Annotated in this window: 11 protein-coding genes; 4 read left to right on the top strand and 7 right to left on the bottom strand. The window is 64.3% G+C overall.

Annotated elements, in window-relative coordinates:
* The first annotated feature begins 91 nt into the window (after positions 1-91).
* From ABIE67_RS49820 to ABIE67_RS49810, 3 genes are read left to right on the top strand one after another with little or no spacing between them, the layout of a single operon-like run.
* Positions 92-1,411 (top strand): glycosyltransferase, encoded by a 1,320-nt coding sequence (locus ABIE67_RS49820; RefSeq protein WP_370271085.1) that lies wholly within the window; start codon positions 92-94, stop codon positions 1,409-1,411.
* Between the two features lie 58 nt (positions 1,412-1,469).
* Positions 1,470-2,339: an SGNH hydrolase domain-containing protein gene (locus ABIE67_RS49815; protein ID WP_370271202.1), complete on the top strand. Its 870-nt coding sequence runs from the start codon at positions 1,470-1,472 to the stop codon at positions 2,337-2,339.
* Positions 2,340-2,357: 18 nt separating this feature from the next.
* Positions 2,358-3,614: an acyltransferase family protein gene (locus ABIE67_RS49810; RefSeq protein WP_370271084.1), complete on the top strand. Its 1,257-nt coding sequence runs from the start codon at positions 2,358-2,360 to the stop codon at positions 3,612-3,614.
* On the opposite strand, the gene ABIE67_RS49805 is transcribed toward ABIE67_RS49810, so the two are convergent.
* From ABIE67_RS49805 to ABIE67_RS49795, 3 genes are all read right to left on the bottom strand, one after another.
* Complete coding sequence (locus ABIE67_RS49805) at positions 3,600-4,160, bottom strand: SSI family serine proteinase inhibitor (RefSeq protein WP_370271083.1); 561 nt, start codon at positions 4,158-4,160, stop codon at positions 3,600-3,602. The genes ABIE67_RS49810 and ABIE67_RS49805 overlap by 15 nt on opposite strands.
* A 303-nt stretch (positions 4,161-4,463) precedes the next feature.
* Entirely contained in the window at positions 4,464-6,131 is a 1,668-nt protein-coding gene (locus ABIE67_RS49800) for a hypothetical protein (protein ID WP_370271082.1), read from the bottom strand.
* Positions 6,132-6,275: 144 nt separating this feature from the next.
* A complete protein-coding gene (locus ABIE67_RS49795) occupies positions 6,276-7,055 on the bottom strand; it encodes a transposase family protein (RefSeq protein WP_370271081.1) in 780 nt (259 codons plus the stop codon).
* A 343-nt stretch (positions 7,056-7,398) separates the two neighbouring features.
* On the opposite strand from ABIE67_RS49795, the gene ABIE67_RS49790 reads away from it, so the two are divergent.
* Positions 7,399-8,214 (top strand): trypsin-like serine protease, encoded by an 816-nt coding sequence (locus tag ABIE67_RS49790; protein WP_370271080.1) that lies wholly within the window; start codon positions 7,399-7,401, stop codon positions 8,212-8,214.
* Between the two features lie 54 nt (positions 8,215-8,268).
* On the opposite strand, the gene ABIE67_RS49785 is transcribed toward ABIE67_RS49790, so the two are convergent.
* The 4 genes from ABIE67_RS49785 to ABIE67_RS49770 form a co-directional block, all read right to left on the bottom strand.
* Positions 8,269-8,739: a hypothetical protein gene (locus ABIE67_RS49785; RefSeq protein ID WP_370271078.1), complete on the bottom strand. Its 471-nt coding sequence runs from the start codon at positions 8,737-8,739 to the stop codon at positions 8,269-8,271.
* A gap of 129 nt (positions 8,740-8,868) precedes the next feature.
* Positions 8,869-10,482: an IS1634 family transposase gene (locus ABIE67_RS49780; RefSeq protein WP_370251876.1), complete on the bottom strand. Its 1,614-nt coding sequence runs from the start codon at positions 10,480-10,482 to the stop codon at positions 8,869-8,871.
* Between the two features lie 115 nt (positions 10,483-10,597).
* Positions 10,598-12,139: a regulator gene (locus ABIE67_RS49775; RefSeq protein WP_370271077.1), complete on the bottom strand. Its 1,542-nt coding sequence runs from the start codon at positions 12,137-12,139 to the stop codon at positions 10,598-10,600.
* Positions 12,140-12,387: 248 nt separating this feature from the next.
* Positions 12,388-14,952 carry an SdrD B-like domain-containing protein gene (locus ABIE67_RS49770; protein WP_370271076.1) on the bottom strand — a complete coding sequence of 855 codons (2,565 nt, stop codon included), beginning with the start codon at positions 14,950-14,952 and terminating at the stop codon, positions 12,388-12,390.
* Positions 14,953-15,771: the final 819 nt, after the last annotated feature.

Raw genomic sequence — 15,771 nt, 5'->3', positions numbered from 1 at the left:
AGCCGGAGATCCGCTTTGACCGGCGAGGCAAATTTTTAGCAAAGCCTCCCAGCATCGCTGCGGAATCGGAGCTAACCGTAGAGGGATCACGATGAATGCACCACATGAACTTGCCTCGACTGCAGGTGCTGTCGAGGCAAAATTATCCTCGGCCCTGTCTACGCTGCCGCAATCACTGACCTATCCTGTTCCCTTTCAGAAGTCTTACAGCACCACTCAGCCGGCTTCGGGAACGACGACCGTGGAAATCGTTGTTCCGGCTTACAACGAGGAACGCGCTCTGCCGGGTTGTCTGCGTACCCTGCATGCACGGCTGCAGGAGGAACTGCCCTTCTCGTGGCGCATCACTGTTGCAGACAACGCCAGCACTGATCGCACATTTGAGGTGGCGCAAGAGTTGGCCGCCGAGCTGCCAGGGGTGGGTGCTGTGCGCCTTGGCCGCAAGGGCAAGGGCCTCGCGTTACGCACCGTATGGGGCGTCAGTGACGCAGACATCGTTGCCTATATGGATGTTGACCTTTCAACTGGGTTGAGCGGCTTTCTCCCGCTTATTGCCCCGTTAGCCAGCGGGCATTCCGATCTGGCGATCGGCAGCAGGCTCGCCCCTGGAGCACAGACTCAGCGTGGCATTCAACGCGAATTCATCTCGCGTGCCTACAACTCTCTGATTCGATTTACGCATGGCACCAGGTTCAGTGATGGCCAATGCGGCTTCAAGGCCGCTCGGACAGAAGTAGTTCGCCCACTACTCGAGGCGACACGTGACGACGGCTTCTTTTTCGACACGGAGCTTCTCATTCTCGCGGACTACAACGGTTTGCGTGTGCACGAGGTCGCTGTTGACTGGGTCGAGGACTTGGACAGTCGGGTCGATGTGGCACGGACGTCCTTGAGGAACATCTCGGGGTTATGGAGAATGGCCCGGCTCAAGGCATCCGGTGGAGCGGCCGTCCCGCTTCCGCCACGGCCCGCACCGATTGCTGAGCACCCTGATGCTGTACTGGCCCGGGAGCGGCGTGGTATTGCTACCTGGGAAATTGGATGCTTCCTCGCCATCGGTGTCGCTTCTACGGCGGGCCATGCAGTACTTTACTGGCTCATGCGCATGTGGTGGTCTCCACTTCTTGCCAATCTGGTTGCGCAGACGGTACTTACTGTCATCAATACCGAAGCCAATAGGCGACTGACATTCCGGGGTTCACTTACTGGAGCCACGCGTGCCCATACTGGCGGGATCTTTCTGTTCGCCTTCAGCTATCTTGTGACCGTAGGCGCAGTGGCGGCCTATCGGGCACTTGCAAGCTCACCCTCGCGTATCTCCGAGGTCTTCGTTCTTTCCATTGCCTGCTGCCTGGTTACCATTGTCCGTTTCGTGGCCATGAAGTTTGCCGTTTTCACCCGCCGGCGGTAACGAGGCAGACCATCACGCTTCTCCATTGAGCCATGCCTCCGGCCCACACCAACGCCGTATGCAAAACGAAGGGATTCCTGTGTTCGCACGTTCGCCCCGCCGCTGGGTGGCATTTATCATGCCAGCCTTTCTCTCGACCCTGGCTGGCTGCAGTTCAGTCGACACTGCTGCCCCAGGCAGGGCGGCCTCCAGCACAGCAGTGCAGAGTTCCAGTGCGGCGCCGGCGCCGGGCCCGTCGAGCACATCCTTGAGCTCGGCGCCTCCGCGCGTGGGCGTGGATGCTCTGTCTCCTGCCGTTCGGGGTAAGACAGTGCTTGTTGTGGGTGACTCGTGGGCCGGTTATTTCGGTGACGGAATGTCCAAGGTTGCATCGGAAAAGAATGTGATCGTGAACGCCGGACTCGGCGGTTGCGGAATTATGCTGCCCGACTGGATCGCCGGAAAAAAGCCCCCGCAGGCCTGTCTTGAATGGCCTGTGAAATGGCCAGAGTACATGAACAAATACCAACCTGATGCCGTCCTGCTGCGCACGGGAAACTGGGACGTCGTCCCGCAAGAGTTCGACGGAAAAGGCGTAGAGCTCACCATTGAGCACCCTCTTTTTCGTCAGAGGTTCGAACGCAACATGGATCTCGCCATCAATATTCTCACAAAGAATGGCACTCCGGTTTACTTGACCAATATGGTCAATGCTAAGGGGGGCTGGAATAAACTGACTAAAACAATGAACAGAGAGGTCCAAGAGATTGCGGAAAAGCACAAGGACAAGGGTGTACATCTCCTGGACCTCAACGCAGAGCTCTGCAATGCCAACGGATGTCCGGAAACCTTGCAAGGCCATGCCCTGTACGACGAAACCCATCACCCTGCCGACTGGAGTCGCGATCGTCTGTCCAAGTGGATCCTCAACTCCATGTTCACCCGATAGCTCAGCAGAAACCACACCATGATCCTCACAACTCTGGCCCCGAGCGCCACAGAGAATGATGAAGCGCGTCGCATCCGGTCCATCGACGGACTGCGCGCCGTAGCGGTATTAGCCGTGATGGGCTATCACTTCGGCGTAGGGCCGGACGGTGGTTTCCTGGGCGTGGACCTCTTCTTCGTCATCTCGGGTTTTGTCATCACACGGCTGCTACTGCGTCAGCGGGCAGCAGGCACATTGACGATGAGGCGCTTTTACGCCCATCGTGTGCGGCGACTGCTGCCCGCTCTTCTCTGCGTGCTCTGCACGGTGCAGCTCTGGGTGTGGACTGCGGACGTGCCGGCAATGCGCTCCACCGTCAACTCACAGACAGTGGCGGCCTTGGGGTTTTTCGGTAACTGGTACACGATCTTTGCCGACGTGGACTATTGGTCAGTTCTGCCTGCCGAAGCCCCTCTGAATCATCTCTGGTCGCTCGCCGTGGAAGAGCAGTTCTATCTGGTGTGGCCGGCACTGGTGGTCGTGCTCGTCTCGCTCAGCGGTGGCCAACGCCTTCTCACCTTCGCCACGGGCATGGGGGCGATGGTGTGCTACGCGCTTGCGGCCTGGAACTATGTGCCCGGGCTGCCCGACCGTGCCTACCTGGGAACGGACACCAGGGCGGGTGCTCTGTGTCTCGGAGCACTCGCGGCCTGCCTCACGAACGCTGCGGTGTCCCGGATGGAAAGGTCGAAGGCGGCAACGAGCGCACTTCCCCTGCTTGGGGCCCTGTCGGTGGGCATCCTGCTGATGCTGTGGGCCCAAGCGACCATCGACTCCAGCGCCTTGTACTTCTGGCAGCTCCCCCTGGCTGGTCTCGCCGCTGCCACGCTCATCACGGTTCTGGCGGTGCTTGAGGGCCGGCAGAGGGCTCAGCACACTGCGAGTCTCCCGGAAAAGGTGGTGCTGAAGAGCTTCGCCGCCCGCCCTGTCGTGGCCGTGGGGACAATCAGCTATGGCCTTTACCTCTGGCACTGGCCAGTATGGGTGTACCTGAAACACACCGTCCCTCAGTGGGAGCTGCCCACCCAGCAGGGCGCAGCCGTCCTGGCCTCGTTCACACTGTCCCTCCTCTCCTACTTCCTCCTTGAATCCCCGGCCCGACGTTGCGGACTGCGCACCTTGCTGCTGTCCGTGGCCAGTGCTTCAGTGGTTGTCGCGTCGTTCGCCCTCATCAGCGCGCCGCTACCACAGCATGGTGCCGACGGGGATGGGCCAGTTGTTTCAGGAGTTCGTTGAGGGCAGATCGAAAAGATCCCCACCAGTTGCCCTGACAGCGGCGCAGCGGTTGTCAAACACCTTGCCGAACAGTCGGATTTCGCCTTTCCAACGTCCCTCGGCGACCGCGTAGATGGGTGAGTACTCCTGTGTGCAGAATCCGGATCCTTCGGCGATCCGGTCAATGAATCCGTGCGCGGCAATCAAGTCTTCGCAAGCTGCGTCCTTCTCCGCACCGCCGTGCGGGCACTCCAGATGGCCTTCTGCGATGATTTCGATGTGCGGTGGGGAACCGTGGCCGTCCAACGCTCCCTTGATGTCGTAGAGCCTAAGGTTGAATGACCCATCGTCAGGGGGGCTCTGCGCCATCGCAGGCGTGAGTGCGAACATGCCGACCAGGCCGACGATGAGAGCAATGACTCGGGTTCTGGATTGGGTCACTTCGAACGTCTCCGTGTCCATTGATTGTTGCTGCGCGCGCCATCGATGAGGAACGTCCGAGGCATCTTCGTGATGGAACAGCGCGGAGGAACTCCTGCTGCCGCGGATCGCTGCCCATGCCGCCACCAAGAGCTCATGGCCCAGGGAGATTCTCTTCGCACACCGGTGCGCCACGACGCCGAGGGGAAAACCGAAAGGTCACAAGGTGTGTGGCTATGCACGACAGCCGCCCGGGCTGGAAGGCCCGACAACCACCACGACGACCCGACACACGGAGTACACCCTGGTGTGCTATCAGGGCCCGAGCCCCCTATGACCGGGCGGCCGCCCTGGGCAGACCTTCACGCGTAAGGATCTGCCCAGGGTCGGCGAGCCGACAGACAGTCCGGTCCAAGAGTGGCCAGGCGGGCCGGCTGGCTGCTGTGTCGGCTAGATCATCTGCCCACGGACGGCGTTGCGGCGACGGAGGAAGAAGAATCCGCCGAGACCGACCGCGGCCGCCGCAGCGGTACCGACAGCGGGGTCAATGATCGGAATGGGCTCGACCACTACCGTCTGGCACGCGCGGTTGCTGGCCGGGTCAGGGTCGCTCTCCCTGCCCTTGACCTCGACGCAGTTGTTCATGACGAGGGTGGCGGGCGGCTTCGGAGCCGTGCCCTTGACGGTGATGGTGAACGTGGACCCCGCGCGCAGCGGGCCACCGTTGCAGACCAGGTCGCTGCCGTTGATGGTGCAACCGGCCGTGCTGGTGGTCGGGTTTTGCAGCTGGTCCGGCAGCGGGTCGGTCACCGTCCACCCGGTGGAGTCATTGGGACCGTTGTTGGTGACGATGAGCTTGTAGGCGACAGTGCCGTCCGGGTTGACGGGCCAGTGGACCAGGCTCGGGTCGGCCACCTTGGTCACGACCAGGTCTACGGAGGGGATGACCTCCAGGTCGGCCGGTCCCGGCTTGTTCAGACCGACCTGCTCGAAGTCCGCAGGGTCGTTGGTGTACTTACCGGGGTTGACCGCCGTGACATTGACCGTGACCGTGCAGGAGGCGGCACCCTGGGCCAGGTCGCCACCGGCAAGCGAGAGGGAGGAACTGCCGGCGGCCGCAGTCACCGTGCCGTCCCCACAGGTCGTCGACGCGGCCGGGTCGGACGCGATGGTGACACCGGCCGGCAGCTTGTCGGTGAAGCTGAAGTTGTCCTTCGAAGCCAGCTCAGTGGTGTTCTCGATGGTGACCGTCAACTTCGACGTCTGGCCCGGGGTGATGGTGCTGGGGCTGAACGCCTTGCTCGCGGTCGGCGTGACATCCAGCATCTTGATGTTGTCGAAGGCATGGTCGTTTCCGTTGAAGGTGCCTTCGTTGTTCACCATGCGGATACCGATGGAGCCACCGTTGACCAGGGTCGCGCCGGGTGCCGCGTAGGTGCCCACGTGAACCTTGGTCGCCAAGGCCTGGCCCTTCGCGGGGACGTCCACCGTCTTCGGGTTGCTGCAGCCGTCGATCGCCCCGCCCAGCGCCGTGGAGTTCCCCGACTCGTCCACCCTGGTGAACTGCAGGAGCGGCGGCTTCGTGCCCGGATTCTCGCAGTTCGCCGCAGCGACGTCGACGCTGAAGGTCACGTACCTGTTGCTGCCACTGAAGGGGATGTTCGAGAGCGTCTGGAATTCGATGTGCCCCGCGCCCGGGTCGTCCTCCGTCTGGGCGGAGACCGCGTGGTTGCGGACCGGGTCCCCTCCCGCATGTGATCCGAGGGCCCAGGACATCTGCTGGACGCGGTTGAAGGCCCACTGGCCGATGCTCTGGCCCTGGCAGTCCGCGAGCGGAGCCGCGGGGGCATCGGGCTGGCTGAAGGAGTTGACCCAGCCGTTGCAGTCGCTCAGCCACTCCTGGTCCGCGCCGTACTTCTGCCCACCTGCGCCTTGGTAATCGGTGAGGCGGATGGGCTCAGGCGCCGGGTTGTTCTCAAAATCCTCGGAGAAGATCACCTTGCCCGGCGCCGGAGCCGCCGTCGCTGGGATGCCTGCAACCCCGAGGGCGCTTCCGGCGACGCTGGTGACCGCGAGCGCGGCAGCGAGAAGCCGATTTTTCGATAAGCGACTCTTCATTTCCTTCTCTCACCATCTATCTTCAAGGGGACTTGCTTGTGAGACCGCTGCAGTTCCCCCGTATGACGAATCCGCAGTCCAACTGAGTGATCTTCCTCCTTAAGGGCTCAGGGACGTCCGAGATCGGGAGGCTTATTCACGGGGTCACCAGCCGTTCTTGTAGAAGGCGAGGGCGGTGACGGTCTTGGCGACGAGGGGGAACCGGGTGAGAGGGCCGCGATAGCGAGTGGCGAGGACCTTCCAGTCCTTCAGATGTGCGATCGCTCGTTCGACGGCGGCGCGGAGCTTGCCGATGCTCTGGTTGAACACTTTGTCTTTGACGGGGCGTTCCTGACCGGGTGGCTTGCGGCGGGCGGTGAGCATGCCGGAGCCGACATAGCCCAGATCCCCCATGCTCTCCCGGTCGGCGAAGGCTTTGGGAAAGTGGGACTGGCGCCAGGCGTACATGTCGTGCCGACTGCCGGGTACCGGCGCGGAGACGGCGAGCAGGTCCCCGCTGAGAGTGGCGGCGACCTGCAGGTTGAAGCCTGTGTCACGATGCTTGCCGGAGAACATCGTGGTGCCCTCGCTCGCCCAGTCCCACGTGGTGACCAGGGTCCCGTCGGCCAGGACGATCCTGCCGTGTGAGGCGTCGGCGGGGTCGGGCACATGCTCGGCCAGGGCCGTCTCCACCACCGGGAGCAGCGTGGTCCACCGGCGCGAGACGGTGGCCTGGGAGATGTGGAACAGTTCCGCCGCCGCTTGCTGGACGGGGTTCTGCCGCAGCAGGAACAACACCAGGACCACGGACTTGTACAGGCCCAGCGCCCACATCGGTCCCGGCACCACGGGCGGATCGGGGTCCTCCACCAGCATCGTGTGGACCCGGACCACCAAGGCCTCCAGTTGATCCGCTTCCAGCCCTGTCGTAACGTTCCAGCTCAACGGCCCTACCCCGGTGGAAAACTGACGTCGTCGCAAACGCCAGGCTACCGAGCAGGGCCGTCTTGCTGATCAAGAAACCAAGCCCGTGAATAACCCTCCGTCATGGCTCATCGAAACGTCGCCTCAAACGGTTCCTCACCAGAGACCCCCCTGCTCCGGGAAGTGAGAGGCGGGCATCGTCGTCGGAACCCAGCGATGCAGACCATGCATGACGTCATATCAGTGCATGTTTTGCCGTCTCCTACACGACACGGATTCCTCCCGTACGGAAGAGAAGACCCCCATGAGATTCCGAAAGCTCGGCACGAAGCCAAGGTCGGCGCCGGCTGTCCTGGCCGGACTCGTGGCGTTCGCGGTGCTGGGCTCGAACATGCCTGCGGCCAACGCGATCGTAGGGGGAACCGAAGTCCCCAATGACGCCTATCCGTTCATGACAGCGATCCTTGAAAAGGGCCGGGGCAGCGCCCGGGACCGCCAGTTCTGCGGTGGCAGCCTGGTTGCGCCGGACATCGTGATGACGGCGGCCCACTGCCTGGTCGACGGAGATCGCGAGCCGGTCAAACCCAAGTCTCTTCAGGTGGCGATCGGCCGCACAGTCCTCTCCGACCCCGCCCAGGGCCAAGTACGCAACATCGCCAGGAACGGTGTGCTGATCCACGCCCGCTATCTCCGAGGGCAGCGTGCCTATGACGTTGCCTTCCTCCAATTGGCCAAACCGGTCAAGGGAATCACGCCCTCTCCCCTTCCCACGGAGGGCACAGATGCCCTGCTGCGCCCGGGGCACCAGGCAACAGTGGTCGGGTGGGGCAACACCGACACGGAGCTGTATCACCAGCCGGACCGCCTGCGTGAGGTACAGGTCCCGGTCCTCTCGCACCCGGAATGCCAGGTGTCCTACGATTCCTATGACCCGAAGGTCAATTTCTGCGCGGGAGTGACGGGTAGGGATTCCTGTCAAGGAGACAGCGGTGGCCCCATTTTTCGCAAGGTGCCCGGCCGTGAAATGCCAATCTTGATGGGCAGTGTGTCGTATGGCGACGGTTGCGGCGCTCAGGGCGCTCCGGGGGTGTACACGTCCGCGAGTTCGGCGCAGCTGTGGCAGACCTTGGGGGACTCCCGGAGCGCAAAGAGGATCAAGCAGGTGCTGAGGCGGGGCTGATCCCGCCTTGCAGCGGTGGCTCACCCAGCTGGTTGCCCTGCGCGAATGACCGCGTCAGTGGGGGGCTTGGGTCGCGTATGCCAGCCCCTCCTCGTAGGACATGGCCAAGCCCTCTTCGTACGCACTCTCGTAGGCCAGGTCGCCCAGAGTGCCGCGGATGTGTCGCTCACAGGTGAGGCGGGTCGTGGCTATCGAAGCTGAGTCCGCGAGGGAGATGGTGAGATCCCATAGGCGCCTGCCGATGCCGATGATCCGGGCCGCGCGGCGCCCGTCCCCCGCTCTGGCGATCGCGGCGGCCAGTACATCCAGGCCTATCGCCAGATCGCACACGTTGTGCAGCTTCGCATGCCGCTGCACGGCGCTTGTCGCACTGTGGACTGCCGCTTCGATATCGCCCCGAGCGAGGCTGACCTGTGCCAGGATGGACTCAGCCGCAGCACCCGCGAGCTGCTCTCCACGGCGGCGGCTCTCGTCCCGAATCTCAGACGCCACTACGGACGCCGCTTCATAGTCGCCGAGCTTCAAGTACGCGAATGACAGGCTCAACCGTATCTGCAGCTGGAGTAGGCCGATCCAGTCATCACGGACAGGCAGCTGTTCGGCGTCGGACAGGAAGGCGACAGCCTCTAGCCCCGGACTTCGCGGGTCACCGTTTCAGGTCTGTGGCCAGCGGGTTTGTCCGATGTCGGTGTCGAGTAGGTCGAGGAGGTGGAGTTGGACGCCGCGGGTGATCTGGACGGTGGGCGGGTCGGTGATGTTGCCGATGCGCAGGGTGAGTTCGCCGAGGTGGTAGAAGACCATGCGGCCGGTGGGGCGGACCCGGCGGTTGTCGGGGTAGAGGCCGCTCATGGTCTGCTCGGGGCCGAGCGCGCGTCTGACCTGCCGTTCGATCAGGCAGAAGACGAGCAGGGCCAGGCAGATGACCTGGATCAGGGCGGCAACGCGCCGGTTGTGCTGCACGAAGACCGGCGCGACCGCGAGCGGGCCCTTGAAGTCGTGGTATCTGCGCTCGACCGCGCCCTGGCCCTTGTAGTGGATCAGAGTCTGCCCAGCGTCCGCCTGGTCGGCGGGGACAGACGTCAGCAGTGCGTACCAGCCGTCGACCACGGCTTCCGCCTTCAGCACGCCGGTGTCGAAGTGCCAGGCCAGGACCGGGGTGCCGTCCTCGTTATCGGTGACGGTCCAGCGCAGACAAGAGGTGACACGGCGCTTGGCGGCGATGACACCGATTCGGGCGACGATCTTCTCCCGGGTCTTGTAGTGGCGTCCGCCGGCCGCAGCGGTGAGCTTGTTCAGGTCCTGGGCGGCCTTGGCCAGGCGTTTGTCCCGGGCTGCTTGCTGGCCGGCGGCGTTCGCGGTGGAGTGGACCAGGATCCGTCGCACGGTGAGCACAGGATCGCTCTTGCGGGGCCCGGTCAGGGTGTGGGTGTCCTCCAGCACGCGGTAGGTCTCGCGCCGCTCGGCGGGCTTGCCCGCCTCCCGGTTGGGCGTCCAGTCCACGATGGTGGCCTGCGCGGGATCGAGAGCGGCATAGACCTCGTCCTTGACCTGCGCGGCCGGGGCCGGGGCGATGAACTGGACCCCGGCCGCCAGCAGGGCACGGACGTTGGAGTAGGACACCAGCTTGGAGTCGGCGACCATCAGGAAGTCGCGTTCACCGGCCATGGCCCGCAGGTCCTTCATCGCGCCGACGACCTGGCTGACCTCGGCCGCACCACCGCCGAAGACCCGGGCATGGAGCGGGATGCCGCCGTCGGCCGACACCGCGAGCCCGGCCTGGACCTGCTTCAGATCGAAGCGCCGGTCCTTGGGATGCCCGTAGCCAATGACGGGGAAGTCCTCCTCCTGACCCTCGACCGGGAAGGCCCCGTGCACGGACATGCTGGTCATGTCCCAGTGCATCCGGGCCACATCGATCCCGAACTCACCGATCGCCCGCGCCCCGACCGTGCCCGCGATGTGCTCCAGCTGCGGAGCGATCGCATCCAGTGCCCGGGCCAGACGATCATCGTTGAGCAGAGCGGGCTCGATCCCGAAGACCTCTTCCACTGCCCAGCACCTGGCCCAGTCCTCCACCCGCACCAACGGCGCGGGCGACGTCAGCCGGTTGGCCACCAACGCCTCGATCACCTGCCCGTGCGTCACCAGCGCACTCGCGCCACCAGGACACACCTCGTCGACGATCCCGGCGACATCCAGCCGACGCAGAAACTCGGCAGCGACAGGCAGAGCGCCCAGACGCTTCTCCACCACGGACGTCACCGCCACTTCAAGACGCTGACGCTGAGACCGTGGCCGCGGGGACCGGGAAGTCATCGACACACCCCACCCAACGCCACACCCCCGGCCCAGGACACACCCCGGACCGGTCACACCATACGAATCAACGACCCGCGAAGTACGGGTCTAGCAGTCGTCCCGTGACGACGAGGTTGCAGCCAGTTATATGAGTGCCGACGACCGCGGCTGCCACTGGGTCATCCGAGTTGCTGGCCACATCCGCACAGCGTCGGTCCCACTCGCCGGTCGCCTGCCAACCAGGCTCGCACACGGACAACGCGCCACGCAGCCACAGGGCATGCGCGTTCCCAGGCACTCGCCCATTTTCGGACTCCAGCGCACGGTTGATGCGGTGTATGTGTTCCCTCGGGTTGCCGGAATGCATCCAGAGGAACGCCGCAGCGCACGCCAGGTCCAGGGCGGCACGTTGTTCGGGTTGTCTCAGGGCCCAGTCGACTGCGGCGCGCATGTTGGCGCTTTCGAGGCGGATGAGCCGGCACCACGCTTCCTGGCGTTCGGTGTTGAACCCGGCGTTGGCGTCGCGGACGAGGCGGAGATAGTAGCCGGTGTGCCGTAGCCGGGCCTCGTGTTCCTCCCCGAGTTCTCGCAGCCAGGCGGCACCGTACTCACGCATGGTGTCCAGCATTCGGAAGCGGCCGGGCTCTGAGGGGTGCGGCAAGACGATGGACTGCTCCACCAGTCGGGCGAGGAGTCCGGGGACGCGGCCTGTGGACAGGGGGGCGTGCGCACAGACCCCCTGTGCGGTCTCGGTGCGGAATGCGTCGGAGAAGACGGATAGGCGGGCCCACAGCAATCGCTCCAGCGGTTGACACAGTTCGTGGCTCCAGCCGATGGTCGCCCACATTGTCCGGTGACGATCCGGACCGCTGCCCTCCCCCGCTTGTGAGGTGAGCAGACTGAGTCGAGAGGAAGCCTTCCTGTCGAGGTGGCTGTGCAACTGGTCCAGGGAGAACTCGCTCAGTCGGGCAGCGGCCAGTTCAACGGCGAGCGGAATACCGTCGAGGTGCTCGCAAATCGACGCCACCGTCGGCTGATTGGCATCGTGCAGCACGAAATCGGGATCAGCCGCAGCCGCGCGCTCGGCGAAGAGACGCACCGCGTCACTCGATGTGGGCAGCGGGCGGAGGTGCAGCATGCGCTCGCCCGGGACACCCAGTCGTTCCCGGCTGGTGACCAGCGCGCGCAGTTCGGGTGCCGTCGCGAGCAGATCCGTGAGCAGTGATACGCAGTCCGACAGCATGTGTTCGCAGGAGTCGAAAATGAGGAGCGCGCGCTTGTCATATGCCCAGCGGGAAAGCACCTCAAGTGGCGGCTGAGTGTTCTGGTCCACCAGCCGCAGAGTCGCCAGGGTGGCTATGGCCGCCATACCGGCGGCGAGAGGCCAGGGGGAGAGCTCAACGAGCCACACTCCGTCGGGATATGCGTCCCGGACGTGGTGTGCCGCCTTCAACGCAAGGCGGGTCTTGCCGACTCCGCCGCCGCCGATGAGACTGATCACACGGCTGCGGTCATCGCCCGGTCGCAACTCACGTTGCAGCCAGGCGAGTTCCGTTTGTCGCCCGACAAAGCTGTTCATCTGGGATGGCAGATGGCCGGGGCGCCGTCCAGGGGGGTTCTTGAGCACGTGGGACAGTCTCGCTCTTGGGTATCAATGACGCACGTTACTCGGCGGAATCGGGCATAGACGGTCCCAGTCGCAGCTGATGTGGTGCGAATAGGAACAGCAATCCCACTGGTAGCTCGCTGAATATTGCTCAGACGAGCCTCCCCACAGCGCTCCTTGCCGCGGCGTGTACGGCTGGGTACGCCTGTGGGTCCGGTCGCCAGGTGTTGGTGGCCGGGCCCACAGGGTTTCTGTCTATGGGCGGGTGTTTATCGGGTCCTTTCGATGGTGTGGCGTCGGCGGTGGTAGAGGGTGCCGGTGAGGGTCAGGAGTGCGGCGGCGGTGGTGCCGATGGCCGGGTCGATGACGGGGACGTCGATCTCGGTCGGGTCGCAGGCTTCGTCGTTGCTGGGGTCGGGGTCCGGTTCGTTGCCCATGACCTTGGCGCAGTTTTCGATCATGGTGTCTTCGGGCGGGTTGGGGGCCAGTCCGCGGACGGTGATGATGTGGCTCTGCCCCACCTTGAGCGGACCGCCGGTGCAGGTGAGGATCTGGTTGTTGATGCTGCACCCGGGGTCGGCGGTACGGGCGTCGGTGATCCCGGCCGGGATGGGGTCGGTCACCTTCCAGCCGGTCGAGTCGTTCGGACCGTTGTTGGTGACGGTGACCTGGTACTCGATGGCCGCTCCGCCCAGCACCTTGGCCGGGGCGGTCTTGTCCACGCCCAGGTCGACGCTGGACTTGGTGAACCCGAAGTCGAGGCTGTGGTCGTTCTGTCCGGCGCCCTGCGGGGTGACGGTGATGGCCGGGAACGGGCTGCCGCCGGTCTCGCCGTTGGAGTCGATCTGCTCGTTGTCGCCGACGTTCGGACGCGTCGGGGACCAGCCCTCCAGGACTCCGCCGGCCTGGTAGTCGGCCGGGTTGTCCATCTTGATGGTGTACGTCCGGCCGTACTGCAGGTCCTCGGCCGCCACGTTCTTGGTGATCGTGGAGTCGAAGTAGTACTCACCCCGGGAGTTGGTGATGGCGGTGCCGATCTTGTTGCCGTCGGCGTCGTACAGGCTCACCGTGGCACCAGCGATGGGCTGCTCACCGGGGTCCTGGATGCCGTCCTCATCGGTGTCCTGCCACACCCGGTTACCCAACTGCAACGGCGCCTGATCACACAGGACTTCCAGGTCCGCCATGCCGCCGGTCTTGCCGAAGGCGTCGTTGAGGTAGTTGCCGTCGCTGCCCGGAGACCGTTCGCCGGTGGTGCGGTCGATCCACCGCACGCCGCTCCCGATCTTGTTGGTGGGATCCATCGCGGTGAAGGGGATGGTCGTCTCCACCTTGGACAGGGCCAGACTTCCTTCGCTGATCTCCAGGTGAGAGGCGTCGGCGGCGAGGCCGAACGACCAGTCACCGGGGTAGAACTCTTTGACGTCTGGGTTTTGTCCTCCGCTGTTGGCCGCGGTGGCGTGGTTGACGCAGCCGCCGTTGGCGTCCAGGACGAACCTGTGGTCGCCGCCGGGGCAGGCACGGTTGATGTCACCACTTTGAACTGCGTTTGTCGGGGGGCTGGTGGAGGTCGCGGGCAGTTGCCAGCCCATGCGGTTGACGAAGCGGTCATCGAAGCCGACGACCATGTCGCCGTTGGTCTCGAAGACGATGTCGGAAAGCACCGGTTCCGGATGGACGACGTGGTGAGGGTCGAGGGAGACGGTGCAGTCCTGGCCGTCCTGGGTGAGGGGCCAGGTATTCGTCCACGGATACCATCCCGGGCCCTTGCATCCGGCTTCGACGTAGCCGTCACCCCGGGGGAAGTTCAGCGGCTGGTCCATGACCGTGCCGGTGAACTGGCCCGTGGTCGGGTCGAAGGAGTGCACGACGGCCCGCAGGTCGTCCTTACTGCCGGTGGACTGCGCCGAGCACACGCCGCCGACATACACTTTGCCGTCCTGGATCCCCAGGCCGAACGGACGCCAGTCGCCGCTGGAAGCGCAGCCCGGATCCGGGATCGCATACGACGACTTCGGCGCGGCAGCGGTGTTCTGCATGGCGTCGTAGCGGTAGAGCCTGCGGTCGTTCAGGTTGACGACGAACAGGTCCTTGCCGTCCGCGGTAACGTCCAGATCACCCAGCGCCTCCTTGCCCACCACCGGCCCGAACGCCTCGTCGAAGTCGGCGGCCGGATTGTGCGCTGTCGTGCCCGCGTTCGGCACCGTCGTGAACAAGGTCGTCGTCTGGGTGGCCGGGTCGGTCCGGTAGATCGCACCCGGACCACCAGGACCGTACTTGGAGCCCCGCTTGGCATACGCGCCGGAAAAGATCTGCTTGGTCATCCGGTTGTGGCCGATCCCCCACACTGCCCCGGTGTCCGCGGTGGTCGCGAGATCAGTGAGCTGCGCGTACTCGCCGCGTGCGTTGAACGGGAAGGAGGTCAGCGTGCTGGTGCTGTCCGGGTCCTCCGCTCCCGGCATGATGCTGTTGTGGCAGGCGGTGACGAGGGTGGCGTTCTTCTGGCAGTAGTCCTCCGGGCTCCAGAAGGAGGTTGTGACCTCCAGGTTCTTACCGCCCGACAAATCCACGAACTCCACGTTCGAGGACAGCACGGTCCGGTCCAGCAGATCGGTCCGCGGTGAGGCCTGACCGGGCGAGTACACCTTCGGATCCGGGTTCTTCACCTCGATCCGGTACTTGCCGCCGGACAGGCTGTCGCCCGGCCGCAGTTTCACCTCGCCTTTCGCGTCCGTAGTGCCGGTGATCGAGTTGCCCGCGTCATCGGTCAGGACGACCTGGACCCCGGTCCAGGTCGGCTCCAGCACCTCGTCCCACTTACCGTTCGCGTTCACCTCCCGCACTACACGAACCGTCACCTGACCATCCCCGGCATCAGCCCAGGCCAGGGGCACCATCGACACCACACCTGTCGCCGCAAGCGACGCCGCTAACGCACTCGATAACGCCAAAGACATCCCACCGACCCAGCGCCGGCGCTGCCGTAGTTCCATCACCAAATCACTCCCATGACTGGACACGTGTCTGCACCGCGCCTGCACGCAGGCGGAGACGCTTATTAAGGATCAACATCATCCGCTTATATGACGAATGGGTGGGCTGAACAGGTGAGCACTCCCCCGATTGCGTCACTGTTGGAGTGAAGAGGTGTTCCGCAGCAGCGGGCCGTCCAGTGAAAGGTCGGTGGTCTTGGTCTCCCTGGGACGGAGAGAAAAAGCGCGACCATCAGGTGGAGTGCGAAAGACGCGCTGCCGCCCAACCGGCGCGGTTTCCTTGCTTTGAGGGGGACCCTCTGCGGTAGACAGGCCACCACGAAAGTCCTTCTGGCGGATCCCCGTCATGTGCCCTACTTATTGCGAGAGGTTATCCATGCGCATTGCGTTTGGTACTCGTCCTCCGTTACGCCGACTGCTGCACAGTTCACGGGCCCAGTTCGTGGCCGCGGCGCTCGCTATCGGACTGTCCTGCAGCGCCTTGGCCTTGACGACCACCGAGGGAAAGAGTGATCGGCCACGGGCCGTCACATCATCGGAGGCCCAACGACTGGCCATGGTGCGGTTCACGACGTTTGAGGAGAGTCCGAACACAGTGACCGTGACGATCGAGAACGATGCGGACTCGTATGTAGTACGTGGGCTGATCGACTACCGCAC

This window comes from Streptomyces sp. V4I8 (assembly GCF_041261225.1).
Classification (GTDB): Bacteria; Actinomycetota; Actinomycetes; order Streptomycetales; family Streptomycetaceae; genus Streptomyces.
This window is presented reverse-complemented; position numbering and strand designations above follow the sequence as displayed.